Origin of the sequence: Cupriavidus sp. OV096 (genome assembly GCF_900115455.1) — a bacterium.
In the GTDB taxonomy this organism is placed as follows: Bacteria; Pseudomonadota; Gammaproteobacteria; order Burkholderiales; family Burkholderiaceae; genus Cupriavidus.
Genome location: NZ_FOWM01000005.1, coordinates 127,341 through 152,016 on the forward strand (window position 1 = coordinate 127,341; position 24,676 = coordinate 152,016).

General features: G+C 68.5%; 19 protein-coding genes. 6 read left to right on the forward strand and 13 right to left on the reverse strand.

Going from position 1 to position 24,676, the window contains the following annotated elements:
* Positions 1-2: 2 nt before the first annotated feature.
* Positions 3-1,151 (reverse strand): 4-oxalomesaconate tautomerase, encoded by a 1,149-nt coding sequence (locus tag BM115_RS13545; protein ID WP_092294606.1) that lies wholly within the window; start codon positions 1,149-1,151, stop codon positions 3-5.
* A 154-nt stretch (positions 1,152-1,305) separates the two neighbouring features.
* Here BM115_RS13545 and BM115_RS13550 point away from each other — a divergent pair, with 154 nt between their 5' ends.
* The 4 genes from BM115_RS13550 to BM115_RS13565 all read left to right on the forward strand — a co-directional run bounded on the left by BM115_RS13550 (position 1,306) and on the right by BM115_RS13565 (position 7,307).
* Complete coding sequence (locus BM115_RS13550; protein WP_092294607.1) at positions 1,306-2,520, forward strand: LysR family transcriptional regulator; 1,215 nt, start codon at positions 1,306-1,308, stop codon at positions 2,518-2,520.
* Between the two features lie 234 nt (positions 2,521-2,754).
* Positions 2,755-4,083: an MFS transporter gene (locus tag BM115_RS13555; protein WP_092294609.1), complete on the forward strand. Its 1,329-nt coding sequence runs from the start codon at positions 2,755-2,757 to the stop codon at positions 4,081-4,083.
* Positions 4,084-4,092: 9 nt separating this feature from the next.
* A complete protein-coding gene (locus BM115_RS13560; RefSeq protein ID WP_092294610.1) occupies positions 4,093-5,418 on the forward strand; it encodes a gallate dioxygenase in 1,326 nt (441 codons plus the stop codon).
* A gap of 143 nt (positions 5,419-5,561) precedes the next feature.
* Positions 5,562-7,307 (forward strand): tannase/feruloyl esterase family alpha/beta hydrolase, encoded by a 1,746-nt coding sequence (locus tag BM115_RS13565; RefSeq protein WP_092294612.1) that lies wholly within the window; start codon positions 5,562-5,564, stop codon positions 7,305-7,307.
* Between the two features lie 45 nt (positions 7,308-7,352).
* Here the strand turns inward: BM115_RS13565 and BM115_RS13570 are convergent, their stop codons facing one another.
* The 5 genes from BM115_RS13570 to BM115_RS13590 form a co-directional block, all read right to left on the reverse strand.
* Positions 7,353-7,703: a hypothetical protein gene (locus BM115_RS13570; RefSeq protein ID WP_092294614.1), complete on the reverse strand. Its 351-nt coding sequence runs from the start codon at positions 7,701-7,703 to the stop codon at positions 7,353-7,355.
* A gap of 203 nt (positions 7,704-7,906) precedes the next feature.
* Positions 7,907-8,863 carry a prolyl aminopeptidase gene (gene pip / locus BM115_RS13575; RefSeq protein WP_092294616.1) on the reverse strand — a complete coding sequence of 319 codons (957 nt, stop codon included), beginning with the start codon at positions 8,861-8,863 and terminating at the stop codon, positions 7,907-7,909.
* Positions 8,864-8,918: 55 nt separating this feature from the next.
* Complete coding sequence (locus BM115_RS13580) at positions 8,919-9,584, reverse strand: DUF2076 family protein (RefSeq protein ID WP_092294618.1); 666 nt, start codon at positions 9,582-9,584, stop codon at positions 8,919-8,921.
* 85 nt (positions 9,585-9,669) lie between these two features.
* Positions 9,670-10,080 carry a VOC family protein gene (locus tag BM115_RS13585; protein WP_092294620.1) on the reverse strand — a complete coding sequence of 137 codons (411 nt, stop codon included), beginning with the start codon at positions 10,078-10,080 and terminating at the stop codon, positions 9,670-9,672.
* 86 nt (positions 10,081-10,166) lie between these two features.
* Positions 10,167-12,599 carry a DUF3772 domain-containing protein gene (locus tag BM115_RS13590; RefSeq protein WP_092294622.1) on the reverse strand — a complete coding sequence of 811 codons (2,433 nt, stop codon included), beginning with the start codon at positions 12,597-12,599 and terminating at the stop codon, positions 10,167-10,169.
* Between the two features lie 279 nt (positions 12,600-12,878).
* Here BM115_RS13590 and BM115_RS13595 point away from each other — a divergent pair, with 279 nt between their 5' ends.
* On the forward strand, positions 12,879-13,946 hold the full coding sequence (locus tag BM115_RS13595) for a zinc-binding metallopeptidase family protein (protein ID WP_092294624.1): 1,068 nt from the start codon (positions 12,879-12,881) through the stop codon (positions 13,944-13,946).
* On the opposite strand, the gene BM115_RS13600 is transcribed toward BM115_RS13595, so the two are convergent.
* From BM115_RS13600 to BM115_RS13615, 4 genes are all read right to left on the reverse strand, one after another.
* Entirely contained in the window at positions 13,930-15,174 is a 1,245-nt protein-coding gene (locus BM115_RS13600; protein ID WP_092294626.1) for an MFS transporter, read from the reverse strand. The genes BM115_RS13595 and BM115_RS13600 overlap by 17 nt on opposite strands.
* 141 nt (positions 15,175-15,315) lie before the next feature.
* Entirely contained in the window at positions 15,316-16,386 is a 1,071-nt protein-coding gene (mnmH, locus tag BM115_RS13605) for a tRNA 2-selenouridine(34) synthase MnmH (protein ID WP_092294628.1), read from the reverse strand.
* Positions 16,383-17,450, reverse strand: coding sequence for a selenide, water dikinase SelD (gene selD, locus BM115_RS13610; protein ID WP_092294630.1), 1,068 nt, complete (start codon positions 17,448-17,450; stop codon positions 16,383-16,385). The genes mnmH and selD overlap by 4 nt, the downstream gene beginning before the upstream one ends.
* A 66-nt stretch (positions 17,451-17,516) precedes the next feature.
* Entirely contained in the window at positions 17,517-18,785 is a 1,269-nt protein-coding gene (locus tag BM115_RS13615; protein ID WP_092294632.1) for a cytochrome P450, read from the reverse strand.
* A gap of 358 nt (positions 18,786-19,143) precedes the next feature.
* On the opposite strand from BM115_RS13615, the gene BM115_RS13620 reads away from it, so the two are divergent.
* On the forward strand, positions 19,144-20,400 hold the full coding sequence (locus BM115_RS13620) for an epoxide hydrolase family protein (RefSeq protein WP_092295079.1): 1,257 nt from the start codon (positions 19,144-19,146) through the stop codon (positions 20,398-20,400).
* A gap of 76 nt (positions 20,401-20,476) precedes the next feature.
* Here BM115_RS13620 and BM115_RS13625 read toward each other — a convergent pair whose 3' ends face one another.
* From BM115_RS13625 to BM115_RS13635, 3 genes are all read right to left on the reverse strand, one after another.
* The gene (locus BM115_RS13625) at positions 20,477-22,213 is read right to left on the reverse strand and encodes a bifunctional protein-serine/threonine kinase/phosphatase (RefSeq protein WP_092294634.1); all 1,737 of its coding nucleotides are present in this window, start codon (positions 22,211-22,213) and stop codon (positions 20,477-20,479) included.
* Positions 22,214-22,247: 34 nt separating this feature from the next.
* Positions 22,248-23,060, reverse strand: coding sequence for a formate/nitrite transporter family protein (locus BM115_RS13630; protein WP_092294636.1), 813 nt, complete (start codon positions 23,058-23,060; stop codon positions 22,248-22,250).
* A gap of 275 nt (positions 23,061-23,335) precedes the next feature.
* Positions 23,336-24,655 (reverse strand): nitrate- and nitrite sensing domain-containing protein, encoded by a 1,320-nt coding sequence (locus BM115_RS13635; RefSeq protein WP_092294638.1) that lies wholly within the window; start codon positions 24,653-24,655, stop codon positions 23,336-23,338.
* Between the last annotated feature and the right edge of the window lie 21 nt (positions 24,656-24,676).

A 24,676-nucleotide genomic window follows, 5' to 3' on the forward strand; every position in this document is an offset into this window, starting at 1 on the left:
AGTCAGGGGAGGGGCCACGCGCTGGCGGGAATCAGCACCTCGCCGCGCATGATGGGACGCGCGGTACGCACCAGCGCGCTTCTGACGATCGACCCCGGGCGTGCCGGGTCGGTCTCGAGTTCTACGGTGAATTCGCCGGTCGGGTGCGCCACGCTGATGGTGTGGACCGGCCCGGCGCCGCGCAGCACGGCTACGCCCGCCGCGACGGTGCCCGGCAGCACGCAGGCGGTGCCGACAGTGATCGCGGCCAGCACGCCAATCGCCTCGTGGCAGACGCGGGGGATAAAGCAGCGCGTGGCGATGCTCGCGGCGGCGTCGCGCGGTGGCGCGATCAGGCACATCTTCGGATAGCTCTTGGCCGACACGTCCCCCAGGCCCATCCTCTCGCCGGCCACCAGCCGCAGCGCCTCGATCACCGCCTTGAGCGCGCTGTCGGCGTTCAGTTCGGCAACGGACTCGTAGGCGGTGCGCTGGAGATCGGCGGCGCGCAGCAGCACCATCGGCATGCCGTTGTCGATCAGCGTGGCGGCCACGCGAAGCGGCTCGCCGGTCTGCGGGTCGCGGATGGCGAGGGTGTCGATGGCGTTGCCGGTGGGCAGCAGCGCGCTGCACACCGAGCCGGCCGTGTCGAGGAAGTCGATCACGATGGGCGCGGCGGTGCCCGGCACACCATCGAGATGGGCGTCGCCGGCATAGCGCGGCCTGCGGCCGGGCGTCTGCATGGTGATGTCGCACAGCATGCCGGTGTTGCGCGTCAGCACACGCGCGCGGGTCACGTCGCCTTCGGCGGCCAGCAGGCCGCTCTCCAGCGCGAACGGGAGCACCGCCGCGAGCATGTTGCCGCAGTTCGGCGTGGTGTCCACGGTGTCGTTGGCCGGCTGCAACTGGGCGAACGTGAAATCGAGGTCGGCCTGGCCGGGCTTGCCGCGCGTGACGATGCCGGCCTTGCTGGTCAGCGGATGTGCGCCGCCCAGGCCGTCGATCTGGCGCGGGTCGGGGCTGCCCATGGCGGCCAGCAGGGCGCGGTTGCGCGCGGCGATGTCGGCCGGCAGGTCGCTGGCGAGGAAGAACGGGCCGCGCGAGGTGCCGCCCCGCATCAGCATGCAGGGCACGGCGCGCAGATCCGAATCCAGGGTGAAAGCGTGCGTCATGGGCGGCGGGTTTCCGGGTACGACAAGGTGCAGCGAGTATCGGCGCGCACCCGGCGGGCTTGGTTGCGATGTCGCATGACAACTGTTCTAATCTGCTTATCGCGCCGGGTGCCAACCGGCCAACCGCCCCAGCCCTCCGCCCCGATCCGCCCCCATGCTCTCCACCGATACCGTCAGCCTGCATCACCTCCACGTCTTCGCCGGAGTCGCGGCGGCAGGGGGCGTGCGCCGTTCGTCGGAATCGCTGCACCGGGCCTCGTCGGCCATCGCCCGCTCCGTGGCCGCGCTGGAATCGGCGCTGGGCGTGGCGCTGTTCGAGCGCAAGGGGCGCGGCATGCTGCTGACGCGGGCGGGGGAGATCGTGCTGGTGCGGGCGCAGCATATCGAGGCCGCGCTGCGCGAGGTGCGCGACGACGCCATGCGCATGCGGGGCCGGCAGGGCGCCCCCGTGGCCAGCCTGGAAGCGCTGCACAATGAACGGCGCCTGGAGGTGGCCGCGCTGCTGGCGGAGGTGCACCACATGCCCAGCGTGGCGGCGGCCATCGGGGTGTCGCAGTCGGCGGTGAGCCAGGCGATTGCCCGGCTCGAGGATGCGCTGGGCCAGCAGATCTTCACGCGCACGGCGCGCGGCATGGTGCCGACCGACCACGGCGCGCGCTGGGTGGTGCGCTTCGAGCGCGCGCTGGCCGATCTGCGCCATATCCGCGCGGACATGGCGGCGCTGCAGGGCGTGCTGGAAGGCGCGGTGACCATCGGCGCGCTGCCGCTGGGGCGGACCCAACTGCTGCCGATGGCCATTGCCGAGGTCCACGGGCGGCATCCGAAGCTGCGCTTCCAGTCGCTGGAAAGCCCCTATGAGGAGTTGACGGCCGGCCTGCTCAGCGGCCGCATCGATTTCATCCTCGGCGCGCTGCGTCCGGACCCGTCGCAGGGGCTGGCCACCGAAGTGCTGTTCGAGGATCGCATCTCGCTGATTGCGCGCGCCGCGCATCCGCTGGCCAGCCGCAAGCGGCTTTCGCTCGACGATCTGGCGCCGTACCCGTGGGTGGTCTCGCGCGGCGGCTCGCCCTCGCGCCAGGCGCTGGACGACGTCTTCGCCGCCCACGGCCACCCCCTGCCGCAGCCGCTGGTGGAAACCGGCGACCTCGCCCTGGTGCGCGGCCTGCTGCTGCGTGGCGACATGGTCACCGCGCTGTCCGCGCTCCAGTTGCACTACGAGATCGAGGCCGGCTGGCTGCGCGTGCTGGACCTGCCGATGCCGGGCACCTCCCGGAACATCGGCATCACCACGCGGATGGGGGCGCGGCTCTCGCCTGGCGCCGACGCGCTGATCGCCCAGCTGCGGGCGTCCAGCGCCGTCTGGCGCTGAGGCGCCCGGCACACCCCTGGCACCTCGCCCGCCAACATCAGGGGTTCCCACACCCCCGTTTTCCCGTCCCGATAAGCAAACGGCAACGCGGCCCAAGTCAGAAAGCAATACTGCCCGGCCGCCCCAAACGTAGACTGCCGTTGCCGTGAGCCGCTGCGTCACGGCGGGCCGCGCCCGCGGCGATTAGACATCTCGATAACAAGAACCGCTGAGCGGTTTGCTGCAGGAGACGGCATGACAACCAGACAACGGCTCGATATCCGGGCCCATATCAACGAGCGAAAAATGTCGGGGTACCAGTGGCTGTTGCTGGTGCTGTGCTTCATGATCGTGGCCACCGATGGCATGGACGTGGCCATCATGGGCTTCCTGGCCCCGGACATCACCCGGGAGTGGGGCATCTCCAAGGCCGCCTTCGGCATGGTGATGAGCGCCGCCCCGATCGGCCTGGCCATCGGCGCGCTGCTGGTGGGGCCGATGTCGGACCGCTTCGGCCGCAAGAAGCTGCTGATTGGCTCCATCGCGCTGTTCGGCACCTTCAACCTGCTGAGCGGCTTTGCCGACAGCGTGGCGATGCTGTCCTTCCTGCGCTTCCTGACCGGCCTGGGCCTGGGTGCCGCCATGCCGAGCACCACCACGCTGCTCTCCGAGTATGTGCCGGAGCGCTCGCGCAGCATGCTGCTGGCCACCATGTTCACGGGCTTCAACCTCGGCTCGGCGCTGGTGGGCTTCGGCGCCGCCGCGCTGCTGCCGCACTACGGCTGGCGCACGGTGCTGATGGTGGGCGGCGCGATTCCGCTGGCCTGCCTGCCGATCTACCTGCTGCTGATTCCGGAGTCGGCGCGCTTCATGGTCGTGAAGAACATGTCGCCGGAGCGGATTGCGCGCACGCTGCGCCGTGTCTGCGGCAGCACCATCGCCCCGGACACGACGTTCACCATCAGCGAGGTCCAGGTCTCGGGCAAGCAGCCGGTGCGCACGCTGCTCTCCAACGCGTTCCGTGGCATGACGCTGTCGCTGTGGATCACCTACTTCATGGGCCTGCTGGTGATCTACCTGCTGAGCGGCTGGCTGCCCACGCTGATCAAGGACGCCGGCCTGCCGATCGACCGTGCCGCCAACCTCACCGCGCTGTTCCAGCTCGGCGGCACCGTTGGCGCGCTGGTGGTGGGCTTCCTGATGGACCGCATCACGCCGAGCCGCGTGATCGGCACCGCCTACGTGCTGGGCGCCGTGTTCATCCTGATGCTGGCCTCCGGCTCTGTGACCTCGGCCATGTTCGCGTTCTACGTGCTGATGGCCGGCTTCTGCATGAGCGGCGCGCAGACCGGCCTGAACGCCTTCGCCCCGTCCTGCTACCCGACCCCGGTGCGGGCAACCGGCGTAAGCTGGATGCTCGGTATCGGCCGCTTCGGCAGCATCACCGGCTCCATGGCGGGCGGCGTGCTGCTGTCCATGGGCTGGGGCTTCAGCGCGGTGATCGCCATCCTGGCGATTCCCGCCACCATGGCGGCGATCTCCATTGTTTCCACCAAGGCGCAGCCTCGCGCCGTGACTGCCTGACAGCTTGATATGGCCACCATCATCGGCGCGATTGCGTCCTCCCATACACCGACCATCGGCTTCGCCCTGGATGCAGGCAAGCAACAGGACCCCGCCTGGGCGCCCATTTTCGCGGCGTACGCGCCGGTGAGCACGTGGCTGGCCGAAGCCAGGCCCGACGTCCTGCTGGTCATCTACAACGACCACGTCACGTCGTTCTTCTTCGATCACTACTCGGCGTTCGCGCTGGGCGTGGGGGAGTCGTGGTCGCCGGCCGACGAGGGCGGCGGGCCGCGCGCGCTGCCGCCGGTCAGCGGGCATCCGGCGCTGGCGCGGCACGTTGGCGCGTCGCTGATGGCGGACGAGTTCGACATGTCGTTCTTCCAGCACAAGGCGCTGGATCACGGCTGCTTCTCGCCGCTGTCCGTGATGGTGCCGCACGACGCGGAGGCCGGCTGGCCGGTCAGCGTGATTCCGCTGCAGGTGGGCGTGCTGCAGGCCCCGGCGCCGTCCGCGCGCCGCTGCTACAAGCTTGGCCAGGCCATCCGCCGGGCGGTGGAGAGCTATCCGGAAGACCTGCGCGTGGCCGTGGTGGCCACCGGCGGGCTGTCGCACCAGGTGCATGGCGAGCGCTGCGGCTTTAACAACACCGCGTGGGACCACAAGTTCCTGGACCTGTTCGAGTCCGACCCGGAGGCGCTGCTTGAGCTGACCCATGCCGACTACGCGCGCCTGGGCGGTTTCGAGAGCGCCGAGGTGGTGATGTGGATGGTGATGCGCGGCGCGATGGCGGCCCGCATCGAATGCAAGCATCGCGACTACTACCTGCCGTCGATGACTGGCATCGCCGTAGCCGTCTACGAAAACCATGCCGCCGACGACCGCGCGATGCAGGAAGCCCGGGCCGAGCGCCAGCGCGAACGCATCGGCCACCAGCTACGCGGCATCGAGCAGCTGGAAGGCACCTACCCGTTCTCGCTGGAAACCAGCGTGCGCGCCTACCGCATCAACCGCTACCTGCACCAGCTGGTGCTGCCGGCGTTCCGCGAGCGTTTCCGGGCCGATCCGGCGGCCACGTTCGACGAAGCCGACCTCACCGCCGAGGAGCGCGACCTCATCACCCGGCGCGACTGGCGCGGCATGATCCACTACGGCGTGATCTTCTTCCTGCTGGAGAAGCTCGGCGCCGTCAGTGGGGTCTCGAACCTCCACATCTACGCGGCGATGCGCGGGCAATCGCTCGAAGACTTCCAGAAGACCCGCAACGCGCCCGGCGCGCTCTACTCGGTGAGCGGCGGGGCAGGCCAGGGCGCCGACTGGGCCGGGCAGGCTGCCGGCGGCCCGACGCCCAGGTAGATCGCCACCTAGCCGGCCCGCCGCGTCGCCCACGACGCGTGCGCGGCCCGTCATCCCTCTTCACGGTTTCCACTGCACTGTGCGCCCCGCGCGCACGGTGTGGCCTGTTGTCGTCCAAAAAGAGATGAGAAGGAGACTTGAGCATGGCGTATTCCCGAAAGGTTTTCTCGGTCGGCGCGTTCTCGCTGGCCACGGCAGTCGCGGCGTCGCTGGCCGCATGTGGCGGCGATGACGCCGCCACCCCCTCCCAGAGCACGACGACCACCGTCCCCAGTACACCCGCCAACGCCAGCGCCGCCGAGAAGTGCAACGCCTTGGCGACGATGAGGATTGGTGCGCCGGACATCGGCCTGAGCACCAGCGGCGCGGTGGTCCAGTCGGCGCAATGGATCGCGGCCGACGCCGCGGGCAACGTCAATGGCGAGTACTGCAAGGTGCTCGGCGCGATCCGCCCCGTCGACGTGACGGCGCCCGACATCAACTTCCAGGTCAACCTGCCCACCAGTTGGAACAGCAAGACGCTGCAGATGGGCGGTGGCGGGCTCGACGGCACTGTCGTCACCGGCGACGGTGCGTTCACGGCGCAGCCGGCCAGCGTGGCCAATGCCATCCGGCAGGGCTACGTCACCTACGGCAGCGACAGCGGCCACGATGCTTCGGGCGGTGGCGCATTTGCGCTCAACGACGAGGCGCTCGCCAACTTCGGGCGCCTGCAGATCAAGAAGACGCACGACGCCGTGGCGGCCATCGTCAAGGCGCGCTATGGCGCTGCCCCTGCACGCAGCTACTTCGTCGGCGGCTCGCAGGGCGGGCATGAGGCGCTGATTGCGGCGCAGTTCTACCCCGAGGACTACGACGGCGTGGTGGCCGGCTATCCCGCCTACAACGTGACGATGATGCACGTGGCCAGCAACGACTTCGCCAAGGCGCTGTATCTCAATGGCGGTGCCGGCTGGATCAGTGCGGCGAAGATGAAGACGCTGTTCACGGCGGCGATGAATGCCTGCGACACGCTGGATGGCGTGGCCGACGGCGTCGTGAGCAACCCCAACGGCGCGGCTTGCACCGCACTCACCAGCAAGTTCGTCCTGACCGATGTCAGCAACCCGCTGCGCTGCGCCGGCGGCACCGACACCGGGGACACCTGCCTCTCCGACGCGCAGATCGCCACGGTGGCGCACCTGAACTCGCGCTTCAACCTCGGCTTCACGCTGCCTGGCGGCATCAGCAGTTACGGCAAGTGGCCGATCCTGGACGGCACGACGTTCACCGAGCAAGGCTTCGGCAGCAAGCCGGCCTATAGCACCCCGCCCAGCGGCGACGCGTTCCAGTACACCATCTCGGACACGACGGTGCGGTACATCATCACCAGGAATCTGTCGATCGATTCGATCCAGGGCTTCGATCCGGCCGACTGGAAGAATCGCATCACACAGGTCAGCGACATGCTGGACGCGAGCTACGTGGACCTCGACGCGTTCCGCGCCAGGGGCGGCAAGGTGCTGATGTTCCACGGCACCAACGATTCGTCGATCACGCCGTATAACTCGATCGACTACTACACGCGGCTCGTGCAGCGCTACACGCAAGCCACGGCGGACACGTTCTCGCGCTTCTACCTGATTCCGGGCTTTGGGCACGGCAGCGGGCAGTTCCAGAGCACGGTGGACTGGCTCGCGGCGCTGGACGGATGGGTGGTCAACGGCGCGGCGCCGGCGGGCCTGGTGGCGACGGACGGCAACAAGGGCGCCAGCACCACGGCGACCAACGGTCGCACGCGGCCGGTGTGCGTCTACGGCAGCTATCCGAAGTACACGGGGCCGGCCAATCCGACGCAGGCGCAGCAGAACGACGCGGCAAACTTCAGCTGTACCGCCACGACGAGCTGAGCGCCGAGGGCCAGCCCGTGCCGCCGCGCGTCGCTCCGCCAATCCTTAGCAGATCGACCCCGGCACGGGCTTGCCCGAGCTGGTCATGCCCTGGCAGGCCTCGCCGGCCGCGAGGCCGTTGTCGGTGCCGGGGGCCAGCTTGAGCTTGCCGGCGACGGTGCAGCACAGGCGCGGGGCAGCGGCGGGCGCGGGGGCAGGGGTGGCGCGGGCGGCGGGCGCGGCGGGTGGTTTGGGCGCGGGCTCGGCGGCCTCCTCGGCATCGGGGGAGACGCACTGCCCCATCTGGCAGATCCGTTCCCCTTTGCACTGCATGTCGTACTGGCATCCGGCGGCCGGGGCGGGCGATGCCCAGGCGAGTCCGATGGAGGCGATGAACAACAGGCTACGCAGCGTCATGACCGCTCCCGCATTCGATGAATCCGGGCTGCCGCCGCTTGGTGCCGCATGGTGCCGCATGGTGCCGGGGGCGCCCGTGAGTTCAGGATAGGTCGCTGCCGTGGGGGGGGAAAGCTCGCGCCGGACACGCGCGCGAGGGGTCTGTGAGCTACCCAACACGGGCGTGCGGCGACGCCCTTGCAGTCATCGGAAACCGGCAGTCGTCAGGGCTGCACGGCGAACTTGTCGGTGGCGGCGATCAGCTGGTCCATGATGGCGGGCTCGGTCCAGGCATGCCCGGCACCCTCGATCAGATGGAACTCCGCCTCGGGCCACGCGGCGTGCAGCGCGAACGCGTAGCGCGCCGGGCACGGCATGTCGTAGCGGCCATGCACGATCACGCCGGGGATGCCGGCCAGCCGATGCGCATCGCGCAACAGTTGGCCGTCCTCGAACCAGCAGCGGTGCGTGAAGTAATGATTCTCGAGCCGGGCGAAGGCCAGCGCGAAATGCGCGTCGGCATGCTTGGCGCTGTTGTCCGGGCTGGGCAGCAGCGTGATGGTTTCCCCTTCCCAGACGCTCCACGCCTGCGCGGCCTCAAGCTGCTTCGCCTCGTCGGCGCCGGTCAGCAGCTTGCGGTAGGCGGCCATCATGTTGCCGCGCTCGGCTTCCGGCACAGGCGCCTGAAAGCGCGCCCACTTGTCCGGGAACATCTCGGAGACGCCGTACTGGTAATACCAGTCCAGCTCCGCCTGCGAGACCGTGTACACGCCGCGCAGCACCAGCGCGCTGGTCCGTTCGGGATGCGTCTCGGCATAGGCCAGCGCCAGCGAGGACCCCCACGAGCCACCAAACACGAGCCAGCGCTCCACGCCGGCCAGTTCGCGCAGCCGTTCGATGTCGTCCACGAGGTGCCAGGTGGTGTTGGCTTCCAGCCCGGCATGCGGGGTGGAGCGCCCGCAGCCGCGCTGGTCGAACAGCAGCACGTCGTAGCGCGCCGGGTCGAACAGGCGGCGATGGTCGGGCGAGATCCCGCCGCCGGGGCCGCCATGGAGGAACACGGCCGGCTTGGCGCCGGGCGTGCCCACGCGTTCGTAATACACCACGTGCCCGTCGCCCACATCCAGCATGCCAGTGGCGTAGGGTTCGATCGGGGGATAGAGCAGGCGCTGTTCGGACATGAGGGGCTCGCGAAGGTGGGCGGTGGCGCCAGTGTAGCGCCACCTTCCTCCGCCCTCAGACCTGCGACGAGTCGTCCAGGTAGTCGTCCAGCCCGGCGTCGAGGTTGCCGCTGTCGGCCGTGCCGCTGCCGAAGCCCTGCCCATCGTCGAAGTAATTGTTGACGACGGTTTCCGACGGCTGGCCTCCGAGGAAGCCGTTGCCACTGTTACCGGCGCCGCTGCCACTGCCGTTAAACAGGTGTTCGATCCCCTGGAACAGGAACGCGCCGCCGGCCACGCCGGCCGCGGTGGTGGCGATGCTGCCCAGCGCGCTGCCGAACCCGCCACTGAGGAAACCGCCGCGCGCCGGCGGGGCCGGCTGCATCGGAGCTGCGGGGGCGACGGAAACCGGCTGGACCGGAGCGGCCGGCGCCACGCCGCGCCCGACGCTGTTGCCCCAGGCCACGTCGCCATCGGCAAAGCCGCGCGCGCCGTAGCCCTGCGCGGCCTGCGCCTGCTGGAGTTGCTGGACTTGCTGTTGCAGCCCGGCGATCTGCGCGCGGGCGTCGGCCAGCGCGTGGTCGAGCAGCATGGCGCGCTGTACCAGCAGGTAGGCGGCGTCTGGCTGGCGCGCCACGGCGTCGGCGATCATCGCGGCGGCCTGCGGGTCCTTGGCCTGCAGGCGGGCCTGCGTCAGCTGGGTCAGGAAGTTGTCGAGTGCCTGGGTATCTTGAGGGGTCATCGCGTCACCTGTGTGGTGGTGGGTGGGATGGCCCCACTGTAGGTACGGAAGCTTAAGACAGACTTAAAAGCCGGCCAGGTCGCAATCAGGTCGCAGCCGGATAGCTGGCCACCTCGACCAGATTCCCATCCGGGTCGCGGCAGTAGACCGAGGTCATCGGCCCGAGCGCGCCCGAGCGCTGCACCGGCCCCACCTCCACCGGCACCCGGTGGGCCAGGAAGTGTGCCATGACCTCGGCCGGCGGCATATGCGTGATGAAGCAGAGGTCGTCGCTGCCGGCGGTGGGGTGCACGCCGGTGAACCACGCCACGGTGTCTTCGCCCACCGGGCGCAGGTTGATCTTCTGCTGGCCGAACTTCACCGCCACCCGCGTGCCAGTGCGCGACGCGAAATCCTCGCGCTGCATGCCGAGCACCTGCTCGTACCAGGCGGCGCTGGTTTCCACGTCTTTCACGTTGAGGACGAGATGGTCGAGGCGGTCGATTTGCAGCGTCATGTCCGGTTCCTTGTCGAAGGGGGGGAGGGGAGGCAGCCGGCTGGCGGCCTCCCGCACTCTACACCGTGTCCGACCCGGACCGTGGGCTAGGTGCCCAGCGCGGCGGCGGTGTTCTCCAGCCGCAGCGTCTGCGGCACCGACAGGGCGATATCGGCCGCGCGCAGCCGCTTGAGGATCTCGAACAGCAGGTCGCTCTTGGTGTTGGCGGCGATGCGCGGGCTGTTCACGTAGCCCGTCACGCTCAGCGTGATGCCGTTCGGCGCCAGCTGGCTGAACGTGACCGAGGGGGCGGGAATGTCGAGGATGGCCTCGTTCCCGCGGTAGGCGTCCAGCAGCAGGTCGCGCACCTCCTCGGGGTCGATGTTCAGCGGGAAGGTCAGCTGGAGCGTGGCCACCCCCTGCGTGCTGTTGCTCATCGTCACGTTGCGCAGGTTCTGGGAGATCAGCTGCGAGTTGGGCACGATCACCGTCGAGCGGTCGCCCAGCTGGATCTCGGTGGCGCGCACGTTGATGCGGCGGATATCGCCCTCCACGCCGGCCAGGCTGACCATGTCGCCCACCTTTACCGGCCGCTCGGTCAGCAGGATCAGGCCCGAGACGAAGTTCTTCACGATCTCCTGCAGGCCGAAACCGATACCCACCGACAGCGCGCTGACGATCCAGGCCAGGTTCTCCCACTTCACCCCCAGCAGCGACAGCATGAGCAGCACCAGCAGCACGTAGCCGACATTGCTGAACAGCGTGATCAGGGACGCGCGCAGGCCCGGCTCGCCGCACACCTTGGGCAGCAGTTCCTGGTCCAGCCAGCGGCGCACGGCGCGCATCAGCCAGATCCCCACCACGAGCGCGATCACCGCGTTCAGGATGCGGTCCGGCATGATATTCAGGCTGCGCAGCTTCTCGCCGCCGAGCACGGTCAGCAGCGTGTTGAGCAGGTCGGCCGGTGTGGAGCCAAAGCCACCTGTCAGCAGCGCCAGCACGGCCATCAGCAACAGCAGGCTGGCGCCGATGCCGGAGAGCACCGTCGACACCTGGTCCAGATGGCTGTCGTCCACGCCGAACAGCTGCTTGATCACGCGCCCGCTTCGGTGCGCCGACGAGAACATCGTCTCGCAGACATCGCGCGTGAGCTGGGTGAGCAGGTAGAGCGTGCACAGGACGATGTCGAACCAGACCAGCTCGTAGGTCAGGAAGCGGGCCACGCTGATATAGCCGATCAGCAGCGCCACCATCGACACGATCACCACCACCGTCACGGCGGCGTGGATCAGCCCGGCCAGCGTGGCGCGCGCCTCGGGGCGCTCCCCGGCGGCGGCCAGCTCGGTCCGCACGCGGTTGGCGCGCAGCAGCGCGGCGCCGATGGTCAGCACCACCACCAGCGAGACCAGCCCCCGGCCCAGGAGCGTGACCTGCACGCTGGTATCGGCCATGCGGCTCAGCAGTTCGAGCGTGCCCGAGACCAGCAACAGCCCGGCCAGCACGGTCGGGAAGGGCTTCATGGCCAGCGCGACGGGGTCGGCCAGCGCCGGCAGGCGCCAGGACGGATGCTTGGTGCACAGCAGCGCCCGGCCCAGGCCGGCGATCAGCGCGCTGGTCATCATCAGCTTGCCCAGTTGGGCGATCAGTTCCTGGAATTCCGGCGTCAGTTCGTAGCCGCGCGTGAAGGTAGAGAAGACGATCTGCGCCGCGAGCGCTGTCGTCAGCACCGTGGTCAGGGCCGTGGCCAGCGCCAGCGCGCTGCGCCGCAGCCGGGTCTCGGGCAACTGGGTGAGGCAGAACCACGCCGCGCCGCGCTCCAAAAGCCGGCGACCGAGCGACCACACCGCCAGCGCGAACACCAGCCACAGCACCGTGCCCACGCGCTGTGCGGGCTCCCACGCCAGCGCCAGCAGCGGCACCACATCGTCCCGCAGCGCGCCCAGCCGCTCGCGGTCTTCGGCGGAGCGCTTGACCAGCGGCGCCCAGAACTGCGGATTGAGGATGCTGTCCGAGCGCAGCGCGAGCTGGTCGCGCAACTGACTGCGGTGCAGCTTGGCCACCTGATCCTTCAGGTTGGCGATGTTTTCCTGGCTGTCGGCGGTCTGCTTGCGTTCCTCGTCGAGCTGCGCCTTGCGCGCGTTCAGCTCGGCACGCTGCCGCGCCACGGCGGGCGCTTCCTTGGCTGTGCCCACGTCGGGTGGCGGACCGAGCACATCGAGCTGGGCCTGGAGCGCGGCGCGCTGGGCGGTCAGCGTGGCGGTCAGTTTGTCCACATCGGCGGCCAGCTGGCGCAGGGCGTCGTCCAGCCCGTCGAGCTTGGGGTTGTTCGAATTGCCGGAGGCCTGCTGCTTGATCTCGTCCTGCGCAATCTGCAGGCGCTTCAGTTCGGCCATCGCCTCGACGTGGGTCAGGGTGACGGCTGCGGGGGCCTCGGCGGCCGACGCCGATTCGGCGGCGAAGGCTGACGAGTACGAGAACGGGAGTAGCTGGATCAGAGCAACCAGCACAAGGCTGAGGGCGAGCCTGGGAAGTTTGCGCATGTCGGGGGCACGAAGGGGAGCAACAAGGGGAACAACAAGAAGTGACGGCCGCCGGGGGGGCTGATGCACTTCCGCGAAGGTGGGCGGCGCTGCGCGCCGACCGGTATTGAAATGGCCCGGGGCCGGTCCGTGGCGCGTTGGCCACGGAAGCCCGGATTATACGCAAGCGAATGGATCACACGGCTTTTTCGGTCATCTTGCGTCGATCATGCCGCTCCGGCATGGCTCTTGCGATATGCTGACCCGGGGCCGGGTCCGACTGGCCAACACTCTCTGACCATGAAGACATTCCACTGCAATCGCTGCGGCAACCTCGTCTTTTTTGAAAACGTTACCTGCGAGCGCTGCAACGCCACGCTCGGTTTCCTGCCGGATATTTCCCAGATCGCCGCGTTCGAGGGCGATGACGACGCCGGCTGGCGCAGCCTGCAACCGGACACGGCCGGCACGATCTACCGGCGTTGCCATAACTATCGCGTGGAGGCGGTCTGCAACTGGATGGTGCCGGCGAACAACGAGGAGACCCTGTGCCAGTCCTGCGTGCTGACCGATACCATCCCCAACCTCGATGTGCCGGACAACCGGCTCTACTGGTACCGGCTGGAGGTGGCCAAGCGGCGCCTGCTCTATACCCTGCTGGCCCTGAACCTGCCGATCGACTCGCGCGACGATGACCCCGATGGCGGCCTGCAGTTCGACTTCCTCCAGGACGCCGACGACCACAGCAGGGTCCTGACTGGCCACGACAACGGCCGCATCACGATCAACATCGCCGAGGCCGATGACGCCCATCGCGAGCAGACCCGCACCGCCATGCACGAGCCTTATCGCACGCTGCTGGGCCACTTCCGGCACGAGGTGGGGCACTACTACTTCACGCGGCTGGTGGTGGGCACGCGCTGGGTTGAGCCGTTCCGCGCGCGCTTCGGCGACGAGCGGGTGGACTACAACACGGCCCTGCAGCACTACTACGAGGGCAACCTGCCGCCAGACTGGCAGGACGCCTTCATCAGCGCTTACGCCACCATGCATCCGTGGGAGGACTGGGCCGAAACCTGGGCCCACTACCTCCATATCGTCGATACGCTCGATACCGCCGTGTCCTGCGGGCTGGTGCTGCGGCCCGAGGGGGCGCAGGAGCCGACGCTGACCGATCAGACGCCGGTGGAGGATTCGTCCTTCCGCAGCCTGATGAACCGCTGGTTTCCGCTCACCTACGCGCTGAACAGCCTGAACCGGAGCCTGGGCGTGCCGGACAGCTACCCGTTCACGCTGTCCCCGCAGGTGGTGGCCAAGCTCGAGTTCGTCCACCGCGTGGTGGAAGACGCCGCTATGCAGCGGCCGTAACGCCCCGGCGGGACGTGCTGCGCAGCGACCACCCGAAGACCAGCAGCCCGCCCAGTGCCAGCAGCAGGCCCACCCAGCCGGTGGAGGTCCAGCCGTAGCCGGCGGCAATCGTCACACCGCCGAGCCATGCGCCCAGCGCGTTGGCCAGGTTGAAGGCAGAGTGATTGAGCGCGGCGGCCAGGGTTTGTGCATCCCCCGCCACATCCATCAGCCGGATCTGCAAGGCCGGTCCCAGCGCGACGCCCGTGCCGATCAGCAGCACGTTGATCGACGCCAGCCACGGATGCGGCGCGGTGAAGACAAAGGCCGCCAGCACCAGCGCCGACCAGACCAGCACGCCGCCGATGGTCGGCATCAGCGCCTTGTCCGCCAGCCTGGCGCCGGCGAGGTTGCCCGCCACCATGCCCACGCCGAACAGCGCCAGTACCACGGGGATGCCGCCGGCGGGCAGGTGGGCGACTTCGAGCATGGTCGGTTTGATATAGCTGAACACGGCGAACAGGCCGCCGAAGCCGATGGCGCCGATGCCGAGCGTCAGCCAGACCTGCTTGCGCGCCAGCGCGCCCAGCTCCCGCAGCGGGCTGGCGTGGCGGTCAGCCGGCACGAAGGGCACCCAGGCCAGCACCAGCAGCACCGTCAGCACGCCGATGGCGCCCACGATCACAAAAGCCGCGCGCCAGCCGAGCCATGTGCCGATGGCGGCGGCAATCGGCACCCCGATCAGTGTGGCGATGGTCAGCCCGAGCATGACCAGCCCCACGGCCTGCGCGCGTTTCTCGCGCGGGACCAGGCCGGCGGCCACCAGCGCGGCCACCCCGAAGTAGGTGCCATGCGGGAAACCGGTCACCAGCCGCGCGACGATCATCGACGCATAGGACGGCGCCAGGGCGCTGGCGAAGTTGCCGACGGCGAAGAACGCCATCAGCGCGATCAGCAGGTTGCGGCGCGGCCAGCGCGCGCCGAGCACGGCCAGCAGCGGGGCGCCGACGACCACGCCCAGCGCGTAGGCGCTGATCAGGTGGCCGGCTTCGGGAATGGAGATGGCCAGGTCGCGGGCGGCATCGGGCAGCAGGCCCATGATGACGAATTCGCCGGTGCCGATGGCGAAGCTGCCCACGCCCAATGCCAGCAGCGCGCGGCGGTCGGCCGAGCGGTTGCGGGGGGTGGAGGCGTCGGAGTCGGAGGAGAGGTCGGGTAGGGTGTCGAAGTTTCCGGAGGGCGCGGACATAAGGAGAGAGATCGCAAGCATTTATGGATCACCACGCACTGGCGGGCGGGATCTGTGTCCTGCCTCGGGGCTGCCAGCGTGCTCCGGTGTGGCGTCAGGGCGCTATTGTGAAGGAAGTTCGCCCGGCTTGCTGGCGGTGGCTTATCCGCCCTGTTTTGCTCGCTTTGCCGCTTCTCTTGCTGCAGTCTCCCGTGCCAGGGCCACGATCCCCTCGGGGGACAGGTCGTCCGCCGTGATCACGGTGCGCGCATCCCACGCATAGAAGTGCTTGCGCTGGGAGCGCGCGTAGGCCGGGTCGTAGTGCCGCGTCGCCAGTTCGGCGAACAACTGGGGCAGGTTGCCGGCGTGGGCCATGGCCTGCCAGGCGGTGATGGTGTCCTTGCCATGCAGCGGCTTGAGATGCGCGAGCTGGTCGGCCAGCCATTGGGGCCGCTCGCCGAGGTAGGCGTAGTCCCGCAGCAGGAAGTCCAGCCGCGCCGGCAGCGCCGCCTGGATCTCCACGCACGGGGCGGCGCGCATCCGGGCCACCAGCGGCACCGGCAGGTTCAGCTGGCCGATCCGCGGGCCTTCGCCCTCTATATATAGAGGGCGCGAAAAATCCAGCCCTTCGACCCCCGCCGCGAGGGCGGTTTCGAAGGCGGTCTGCGAGGGCTGGGGGTGATCCGGCAGGGCGCCCAGCAGCGATCCCTTGTGCCGCGCCATCCCCTCCAGGTCCAGGGTTTGCTCGCCCTGCGCGGCCAGCGCGTGCAGCAGCCGCGTCTTGGCACTGCCCGTGGCGCCGCACACCACCACCAGCGGCAGCAGCGGGGCCTGCACGGCGAGGGTGTCGATGACATGCCGGCGCCAGGACTTGTAGCCGCCGGCCAGTTGCTGGGCATCCCAGCCGACCAGGCGCAGCCACGTCGTCATCGACCCGCTGCGCAGCCCGCCGCGCCAGCAATAAATCAGCGGCTTCCAGTTCGCCGGGCGATCCGCGAAGGCTTCACGCAGATGGCGGGCGAGGTTGGCCGCCACCATCGCGCCGCCTACCCGCCGGGCCTCGAAGGCGCCGGCCTGCTTGTAGAGCGTGCCGACGATGCGGCGCTCCTCGTTGTCCAGCACCGGGTAGTTCACGGCCCCGGGAATGTGATCGATGGCGAACTCGGCGGGCGAGCGGGCATCGATCAGCGTATCGAAGGCGTGCCGATCCTCCACACGGACGACGGGCTTCATGCGCGGACCGTCAGGCCGGGGGTGCCGGCCTCCATGCGGCCGACCACGGCGGCCTCGCCGAAACCCTGTTCCCGGAAGATGCGCAGCACGGCATCCACCGCCTGCGGCGCGCAACTGACCAGCAGGCCGCCGCTGGTCTGCGGGTCGGTCAGCAGAGCCTGGGCGATGGCAGGCAGGCCGGCATCGAGTTGCACCTCGGCGCCATAGCCCTCCCAGTTCCGGCGCGACGCCCCGGTGACATGGCCTTGCCCGGCCAGCGCCGCCACCTCGGGCAGCAGGGGCAGGGCGGACCAGTCCAGCACCGCGCGCAGCCCGGCGCCGCGCGCCAGCTCCAGCGTGTGGCCGGCGATGCCGAAGCCGGTGACGTCGGTCAGCGCATGCACGCCGTCCAACGCCGCGAGGGCCATGCCGGGGGTGTTCAGGCGCGTGGTGGTGTCAATCAGCCGCGCGTAGCCGTCATCGGCAAGCTGGCCTTTCTTCAGCGCGGCGGACAGCACGCCCACGCCGAGCGGCTTGCCGAGCACGAGCACGTCGCCGGCGCGGGCGTCGCGGTTGCGGCGGATCTTCGACGGATGCGCGAGACCCATCACCACCAGCCCGTAGATCGGCTCGACCGAGTCGATGGTGTGTCCGCCGGCAATCGGAATGCCGGCCGCCCGGCACACCGCCTGCCCACCTTCCATCACCCGGCCGATCACCTCCAACGGCAACTGGTTCACCGGCATCGCCACCAGCGCCAGCGCCATGATCGGCCGCCCGCCCATGGCGTAGACGTCGCTGATGGCATTGGTGGCGGCAATGCGGCCGAAGTCGAACGGGTCGTCGACAATCGGCATGAAGAAATCGGTGGTCGCGATCAGCGCCTGGTCGTCGTTCAACTGGTAGACCGCCGCGTCATCGGCGGTCTCGATGCCGACCAGCAACTCCGGCGGCATCGGCAACCCGCCACTACTCCGCAGGATCTCCGACAGCACCCCCGGCGCGATCTTGCACCCGCACCCGCCCCCATGGGAAAAGCTGGTCAGGCGGATATCGGGGGGCGTGCTGGGCGTGGGGGTGGTCATGGTGGCTGGGGTAGGTGCGGAAGGGACACGCAAGGATACCCCAGCCCCGGGGAGCCGCCGCCCGCGTTACCGCGTGCGAACCCGCAGCGTCTCCACGCCGCGCAGGTTGTTGCGGCGGTGCCAGGACAGTTGATCGAGGTCAACCGGCTGGAGGGCTGGGAAGCGGGCGAGCACGCCGGCAATCGCCGATTCGAGTTCGAGCGTGGCCAGCCGGGTGCCGAGGCAGTAGTGAATGCCGCCGCCGAAGGCGAGCGAGGGCGTGGCGTCGCGGGCGAGGTCGAGGCGGTCGGGGTCGGTGTACACGGCCGGATCGCGGTTGGCGGCGCCGATCAGCATAAAGACGATGCTGCCGCGCGGTACGGTCACGTCTTCGACCGTGACGTCCTCGAACGCCGTGCGCACCACCATCTGCACCGCACCGTCGTAGCGCAGGCATTCCGCCACGGCTTGCGAGACCGCCGTGGCGTCAGACAACTGCGACTTCAGGCGCGCCAGCTCGGCGGGCGCCCGGAACAACGCAATCATGCTGTTGCCGATCATGTTCGAGGTGGTTTCATGGCCGGCCACGAACAGCAGGATCACGTTCGAGATGATCTCGGCCTCGCTCAGGGTGGCGCCGTCGTCCTCCGCGCCGAGCAGGCTGGAGATCAGATCCTCCCCGGGATGCGCGCGCCGCTGCGCCACCACGGTCTGGAAGTAGGCCTCCAGCTCGAGCGCGGCTTGGTTCGCCGCCGCGAGCTGGGTGGCGTTGAGCGGCGCGAGGTCGAGCGCGGAGGCCAGCCGGCTGGCGGCCGTGCCGAGTGCGACGCCATCGGCGGCAGGGATATTCAGCAGCCGGCAGATGATCTCCACCGGCAGCGGCAAGGCGAAATCCGCAATCAGGTCGAATTCGGGGTTGTCGCCGGGGTTGTCGCCGGGGTTGTCGCCGAGTTTGTCGCCGAGTTTGTCGCCGAGTTTGTCGCCGATACGGTCGAGCAGCGCCTGCGTGGTGGTTTCGACAATCTCTCGCAGCCCCTCCACCTGCTTGCGGTTGAACGCCTGCATGAGCAGCGCGCGCAGCCGGGTATGCGCCGGCGGATTCATCATCAGGAAGGTGCGGCTCAGCGCCTGGAACACCGGGTCCTGCGTGGCGGCTTCGCCGTAGCGCGCCTCCACGCTCTGGAGGTAGGTCTTGCCCATGCGGCGGTCGCGCAGCAGGGCATCGATGACCGCGAAGTGGCCGGTGACAAAGATGTTGCGCCCGAGCGGCAGCAGGGCGCCCGCGCTGCGGATCTGGTCGTACAGCGGATACGGATTCGTGAAAAAGGCGGGGGAGGCGAATGATTCGAAGTTCATCACTTTTTTCTTGGTCTTGAGGAGGGGGACGAAGGGAATACCGGTGCCGAATTTCGGGCCATTTATATCAGCCGGCCGGCGCGCCATCCATCCGACTCTGTATCGCAATGTATCTGGCCGCGTGAGGATACATGGCGAGCCAAAACCGTGCATTGGCGACACGTTGGGCGGGCACTTGGCGGTCACACTGCGTGGGTTCGTACAAGCCCCGTACAAGCCCACTTCTTTGCATTGGGCGAATCAACCAGGAGAAATCTTTATGTCCCGTGCAGTGACCCCATCCGTTTGGCAATTCGCATTGGCCCGCCGGGCCATTTCTGGCGCGGCAGTGCTCGCGGCCTTCGGCTTTGCCGGCGCCATGCAGCCGGCATTTGCCGCGGATTCGGCGCCGAAGGCTGCCGCCGCGCAGCGCGCCAGCACCGACGAGAGTATTCGTCCGTTCAAGGTGCATGTGCCCCAGCGCCAGCTCGACGATTTGCGCAAGCGGATTGCGGCCACGCGCTGGCCCGACAAGGAAATCGTCAGCGATCAATCCCAGGGCATCCAGACGGCGCAGGTTCAGGAACTCGTCAAATATTGGGGATCCCAATATGACTGGCGCAAGGCCGAGAAGGAACTGAATGCGCTGCCCCAATTCGTCACGACGATCGACGGGGTGGATATTCATTTCATCCACGTCCGCTCGCGCAACCCCAAGGCCCTGCCGGTCATCCTGACGCACGGCTGGCCGGGCTCGATTTTCGAGTTCACCAAGACGATTGGCCCGCTGACCGACCCCACCGCCTTTGGCGGCTCGGCGGATGACGCGTTCGATGTCGTGATTCCGTCGATTCCCGGCTACGGCTTTTCGGGCAAGCCCACCGAACTGGGCTGGGGGCCGGACCGCACCGCGCGCGCGTGGGATGTCCTGATGAAGCGGCTTGGTTATACGCACTATGTTTCACAGGGTGGCGACCATGGCTCGGTCATTTCCGATGCCCTCGCGCGGCAGGCGCCGAAAGGCTTGCTGGCCATCCATCTGAATATGCCCGCCACCGTGCCGGGTCCGCTGATGAAGTCGATTCTCAGCGGCGATGCGCCGCCGTCGGAACTGACCGCTCCGGAGCGCGATGCCTACCAGTCGCTGAGCACCTTCTTCGGCCGCAATGCCGCCTACGGCGGAATGATGGTGACCCGGCCGCAGACCATTGGCTACGCGTTGTCTGATTCGCCACTGGGCCTGGCCGCCTGGACCTACGAGAAAATCGTGCAATGGAGCGACAGCGACGGCGTGCCCGAGCGCGTGGTGTCCCGGGACGCGATCCTGAATGACATCACCCTCTATTGGCTGACGAATACGGGCGCCTCGTCCTCGCGTTTCTATTGGGAAAACAATAATAACAACTTCAGCGCCGACGCGCAGAAGACGCGCGAGATCAAGGTGCCGGTGGCGATCAGCGTATTCCCGCACGAGATTTACCGCGCGCCGGAAAGCTGGAGCAAGCAGGCCTACCCCTCGCTGATGTACTACCACCAGGCTGCCAAGGGCGGGCATTTCGCCGCCTGGGAGCAGCCGCAACTGTTTGCCGAGGAACTCCGCGCGGCATTCAAGTCCGTGCGCCAACCCGTGCGCTAACGCTTTCGCCGACCTTCCCGTGGAAGCGATTTCCCGTCCGGCCGCAAGGCTGGGCGGGTTTTTTACGTCCATTCCGCTACACCCCCATTACCCGCAGCCCCAGCAAGACCACCACCGCCACCCCCAGCAGTGCCGCCAGCGCTTGCCAGAACCGCAGCGGGTTTCGCTCCAGCAGCGGGGGCGTGGCGCGTTGCCAGAGCGGCTCGGTGGGCGCCCGCAATGCCTGGACGAATTCCGACAGGGCTTCGTGCCGCTTCAGCGCGTTGGAGTGCAGGGCGCGCCGCAGGGTGTCGTCGACCCAGGCCGGGAGTTCGGGGCGCTGCTCGCGCAGGCTGGTGTAGCGCAGGCGGCGGACGTCGGCGCGGTCGCGGATGCGCGTGACTTGCAGGCCGTAGGGCAGCTTGCCGGTCAGCATCTGGTAGGCGAGGGTGGCCAGCGAGAACAGGTCGGAGGCCGCCGTGCCGTCATCGCCGACGAAGTACTCCGGCGCGGTGTATTGCAGCGTGCCGACCGGCATGGCGGCGTGGGGCGGCCGCGTGGCCTCGGCCAGCCCTGCCACGTGGACCGAGCCGAAATCGATGATCTTGACGGTGCCCGAGCGGTCGATCATGACGTTCTCGGGGCGGAGGTCCTGGTGCAGCATCTCGCGCCGGTGGAACGCCTGCAGGCCGGTGGCCAGTTGGGCGATGATGCCGCGCACGGCGTCCAGGTCGGGCTGGGGATGATCGATCATCCATTGCGCCAGCGTCTGGCCTTCGAGGTACTCCATCGCCACGAACAGGTGCTTGCGGGGCCGGTCCGCCGCGTGGGGGCGCAGCACGTGCTGGTTGTCGATGCGTCGGGCGACCCATTCCTCGAGCAGGAAGCCCTCCAGATGGGCCGCATCGTCGCGTTGATCGACGGCAGGCGTTTTCAGCGCCACGTGTTGTCCGCTGTGGTCGTCCGTCGCCAGATAGACATGGCTGCGCGCGCTCCCATGCAGCGCCCGGACGATGGTGTAGCCCTCGAACTGCATGCGGGGCGTGAGCGGCGGCGGCAGGGTCAGGTGCCCGGTCTGCGCCATCGCGTTGCGGGCGCCGGGTTCGGGCAGGGCGTCGACACGGGCCAGCAGCAGCGTGACGTTGTCCTCGCTGCCGCGCGTCAGGGCCAGCGCCGTCAGCGTCTGCGCGGCGCGGTCCAGGTCGTCGCCGCTGGCGGTCAGGGCCTGGTGGACATCGGCGGCTTCCAGGTATTCGTAGGCGCCGTCGGTGGCCAGCAGGTAGATCTCGCCGGGCTCCACGCCCCACGTCCGATAGTCGATTTCGACAGACGGGCTCGCACCCAGCGCTCGGCCCAGATAGGCCTCAGAGGCCGACACGCAGACCCGATGATCGACGGTGAGCTGCTCCAGCGTGTGCCGATGCAGCCGATAGACGCGCGCGTCGCCCACGTGCAGCAGGTGGGCCTCCCGCGCCTTGAAGATCAGCGCGCTGAATGTGCAGACGTAGCCGCGGTCGCGGTCGAAGCGGGCTTCGCTGTGACGGCTCTGCGCGTGGAGCCAGGAGTTGACGGCGGCCAGCACGCACTGCGCCGCCCGCCGCACCGTCCAGGCTTCGGACGTGCAGTAGTAGTCCTCGAGGAAGGTGCGGACGGCGGCGGCGCTGGCGATCTGGCTGACCGCGCTGCTGCTGATGCCGTCCGCCAGCGCCAGCGCGACCCCCTTGGTCACGCGGTGGTGGCCGGCGGGGTGGGTCACGCCATGAAAGTCCTGGTTGACCGCCTTCCGGCCAGCGTCCGAGTGTTGGCCAACGCTGACCTGGAGCCCGCCGGACATGGCGCGGTCGCCTCGATACCGGGTAGTGATCCGATCAGCCCAGCGCGCGCTTGCTGGCCGACTTGTAGTGCGTGCTGTAGAGCGTGATGCCCACGAAGGTCAGGCCACCCACCAGGTTGCCCAGCACAGTCGGGATTTCATTCCAGATCAGGTAGTCCATGAGGGTGAAGTTGCCGCCCAGCATCAGGCCCGACGGGAACAGGAACATGTTCACGATGGAGTGCTCGAAGCCCATGTAGAAGAACACGAGCACGGGCATCCACATGCCGATGACCTTGCCGGACACCGAGGTCGACATCATGGCCGCCACCACGCCGGTGGAGACCATCCAGTTGCACATCACGGCGCGGATGAACAGCGTCAGCATGCCGGCGGCGCCATGCGCGGCGTAGCCCACGGTGCGGCCTTCGCCGATGTGGCCGATCTTCTGGCCGATGGCGTTCGGGGCTTCGGAGAAGCCGAAGGTGAAGATGATGGCCATGAAGAACGCCACGGTGACGGCGCCGGCGAGGTTGCCACAGAACACCAGGCCCCAGTTGCGCAGCACGCCGCTCCAGGTGGCGCCCGGGCGGCGGTCCAGCACGGCCAGCGGCGCGAGCGTGAAGACGCCGGTCAGCAGGTCGAAGCCCATCAGGTACAGCATGCAGAAGCCAACCGGGAACAGCAGCGCGCCAACCAGCGCGTTGCCGGTGTTGACAGTGATGGACACCGCGAAGGCTGCCGCCAGCGCCAGGATGGCGCCGGCCATATAGGACCGGATCAGCGTGTCACGCGTGGACATCAGCAGCTTGGACTCTCCGGCATCGACCATCTTGGTGACGAACTCGGTGGGGGCGAGATAGGCCATGGGGTATTCCTCTCCGTTTCCTTCGTTTGGCTCAGAAAAGACAAACGGCGTCCGTCCGCCCGGCCTATGGCCGGCACGTGACAGGACGCCGTCATCCTTGATGCTTTACAGGGTGATGCACTGCCGGGCCGTCATCAGCCCGATGTCAGTGCTGACGCACGTTCCATGCCCGCCGCCGGGTGGGGCCGGGTTGGGCCGGGTTGGGGCAAGTGACGATCTAGGGGGCGTTGGTAGTGCATGGGCTGCCCGCTTTTGGTGCGCGCGGCCGGGCGGGTTCAATCCTGGTGCTGATCGTCGTCCTGTGGGGGCAGGGCGAGGCCGGTGAGCGAGAGGGTGGCTTCGGCAATGTCCGCCAGCCGGCGGTTGTTGTCCATCGACGCCTTCTGCAAGGCCCGGAACGCGGCGTCCTCGCTGAGCCCCATGCGGGCCATCAGCGCGTTCTTGGCGCGCTCGATCACCTTGCGCTCCTTGAGCGCGCGCCGGGCGGCATCGAGTTCCACTTCGGTCTGGGCCAGTCGCGCCGACTGCTGGCGCAGCAGGCGCTCCAGCGACGTGACGGTGGTGGCGTGCACCTCGGCGGGTCCGTTTCCGGCATCGGGCATGCCCGGCAGCACAGGGGCGGCGGCGGGTTGCTCGGCCACATCGAAAAAGCGCTCGACGGCATGGGTATGGGGCGGTGGGTTGTCCAGTAGCTGGCGCAGCAGCCCGGCCGAATCCTGGAGATCGGCCTGGGAACGCTGGATCTGCGCCTCGCAGGCCTTGCGCAGGTCCTGCACCACCTGCATCTCCAGCGTCCACATGCCCGTGATGACCTCGCTGCAGACTTCGAACCACTTCTCGCTGTCGTCGTGCACCAGCGCCGTGCCCGGCGGCGTGGTCAGCAGCGTGCGGCGCATGCCGTCCTGCGCGGCGACCGCGGCGCTGGCCTGCCGTTGCCGCCATGCGGCGAGCAGCGACGGATCGGCGAAGCGCTCGAACATCTGGAAGCTGCGCTGCTGGGCTTCCACCAACTGCTGCACGCGCTGCGGCGCGGTGCCCGCACAGGTGCCGGAGGCGAACATCTGCGCCCCGACGGCCCGCTCCTGCCCGGCGGCTTCCTTGCCCTGCACGAGGTAGACGAAGGCCACCAGCGGCCGGGCGATGCCCGGATACATGGCCACATCGGCCAGATGGAAGATCAGCTCCAGCAGCGCGGCAATCAGGCGGCTGAACGCCGCCACGGCGTCGTGCGCGGTGGTCTGGCATTGATCGATGGACTGGCGCAGCGCCGGCAGCGTGGCCAGATCGAGCTGGACCCAGGCCATCAACGACACCATCGACGCCGTACCCGTATGACCCGCTTCCAGCTGGCTGGCGAAGCGCTCGCCCAGCCGGGAGGCGATGTGGACCGCCTCGCCCATCGCCGTCTGGCGCTCCTGCGCCAGCCGTTGCCCACCGGAGGCCAGGAAGATGCTGCTGGCCCCCCGTTCACGCTGCAAGGCGTGGATCAGCTGGCCGATCAGGTCGGCCAACTCCACGCGACTTGCCATCAGGCGGACGGCCTCGATTTCGAGCTGCTTGGCCCGAAGGACGAGGGTTGAGGCGGAAAGGGGCATTGTTCTGGGAATGTGGGCGCG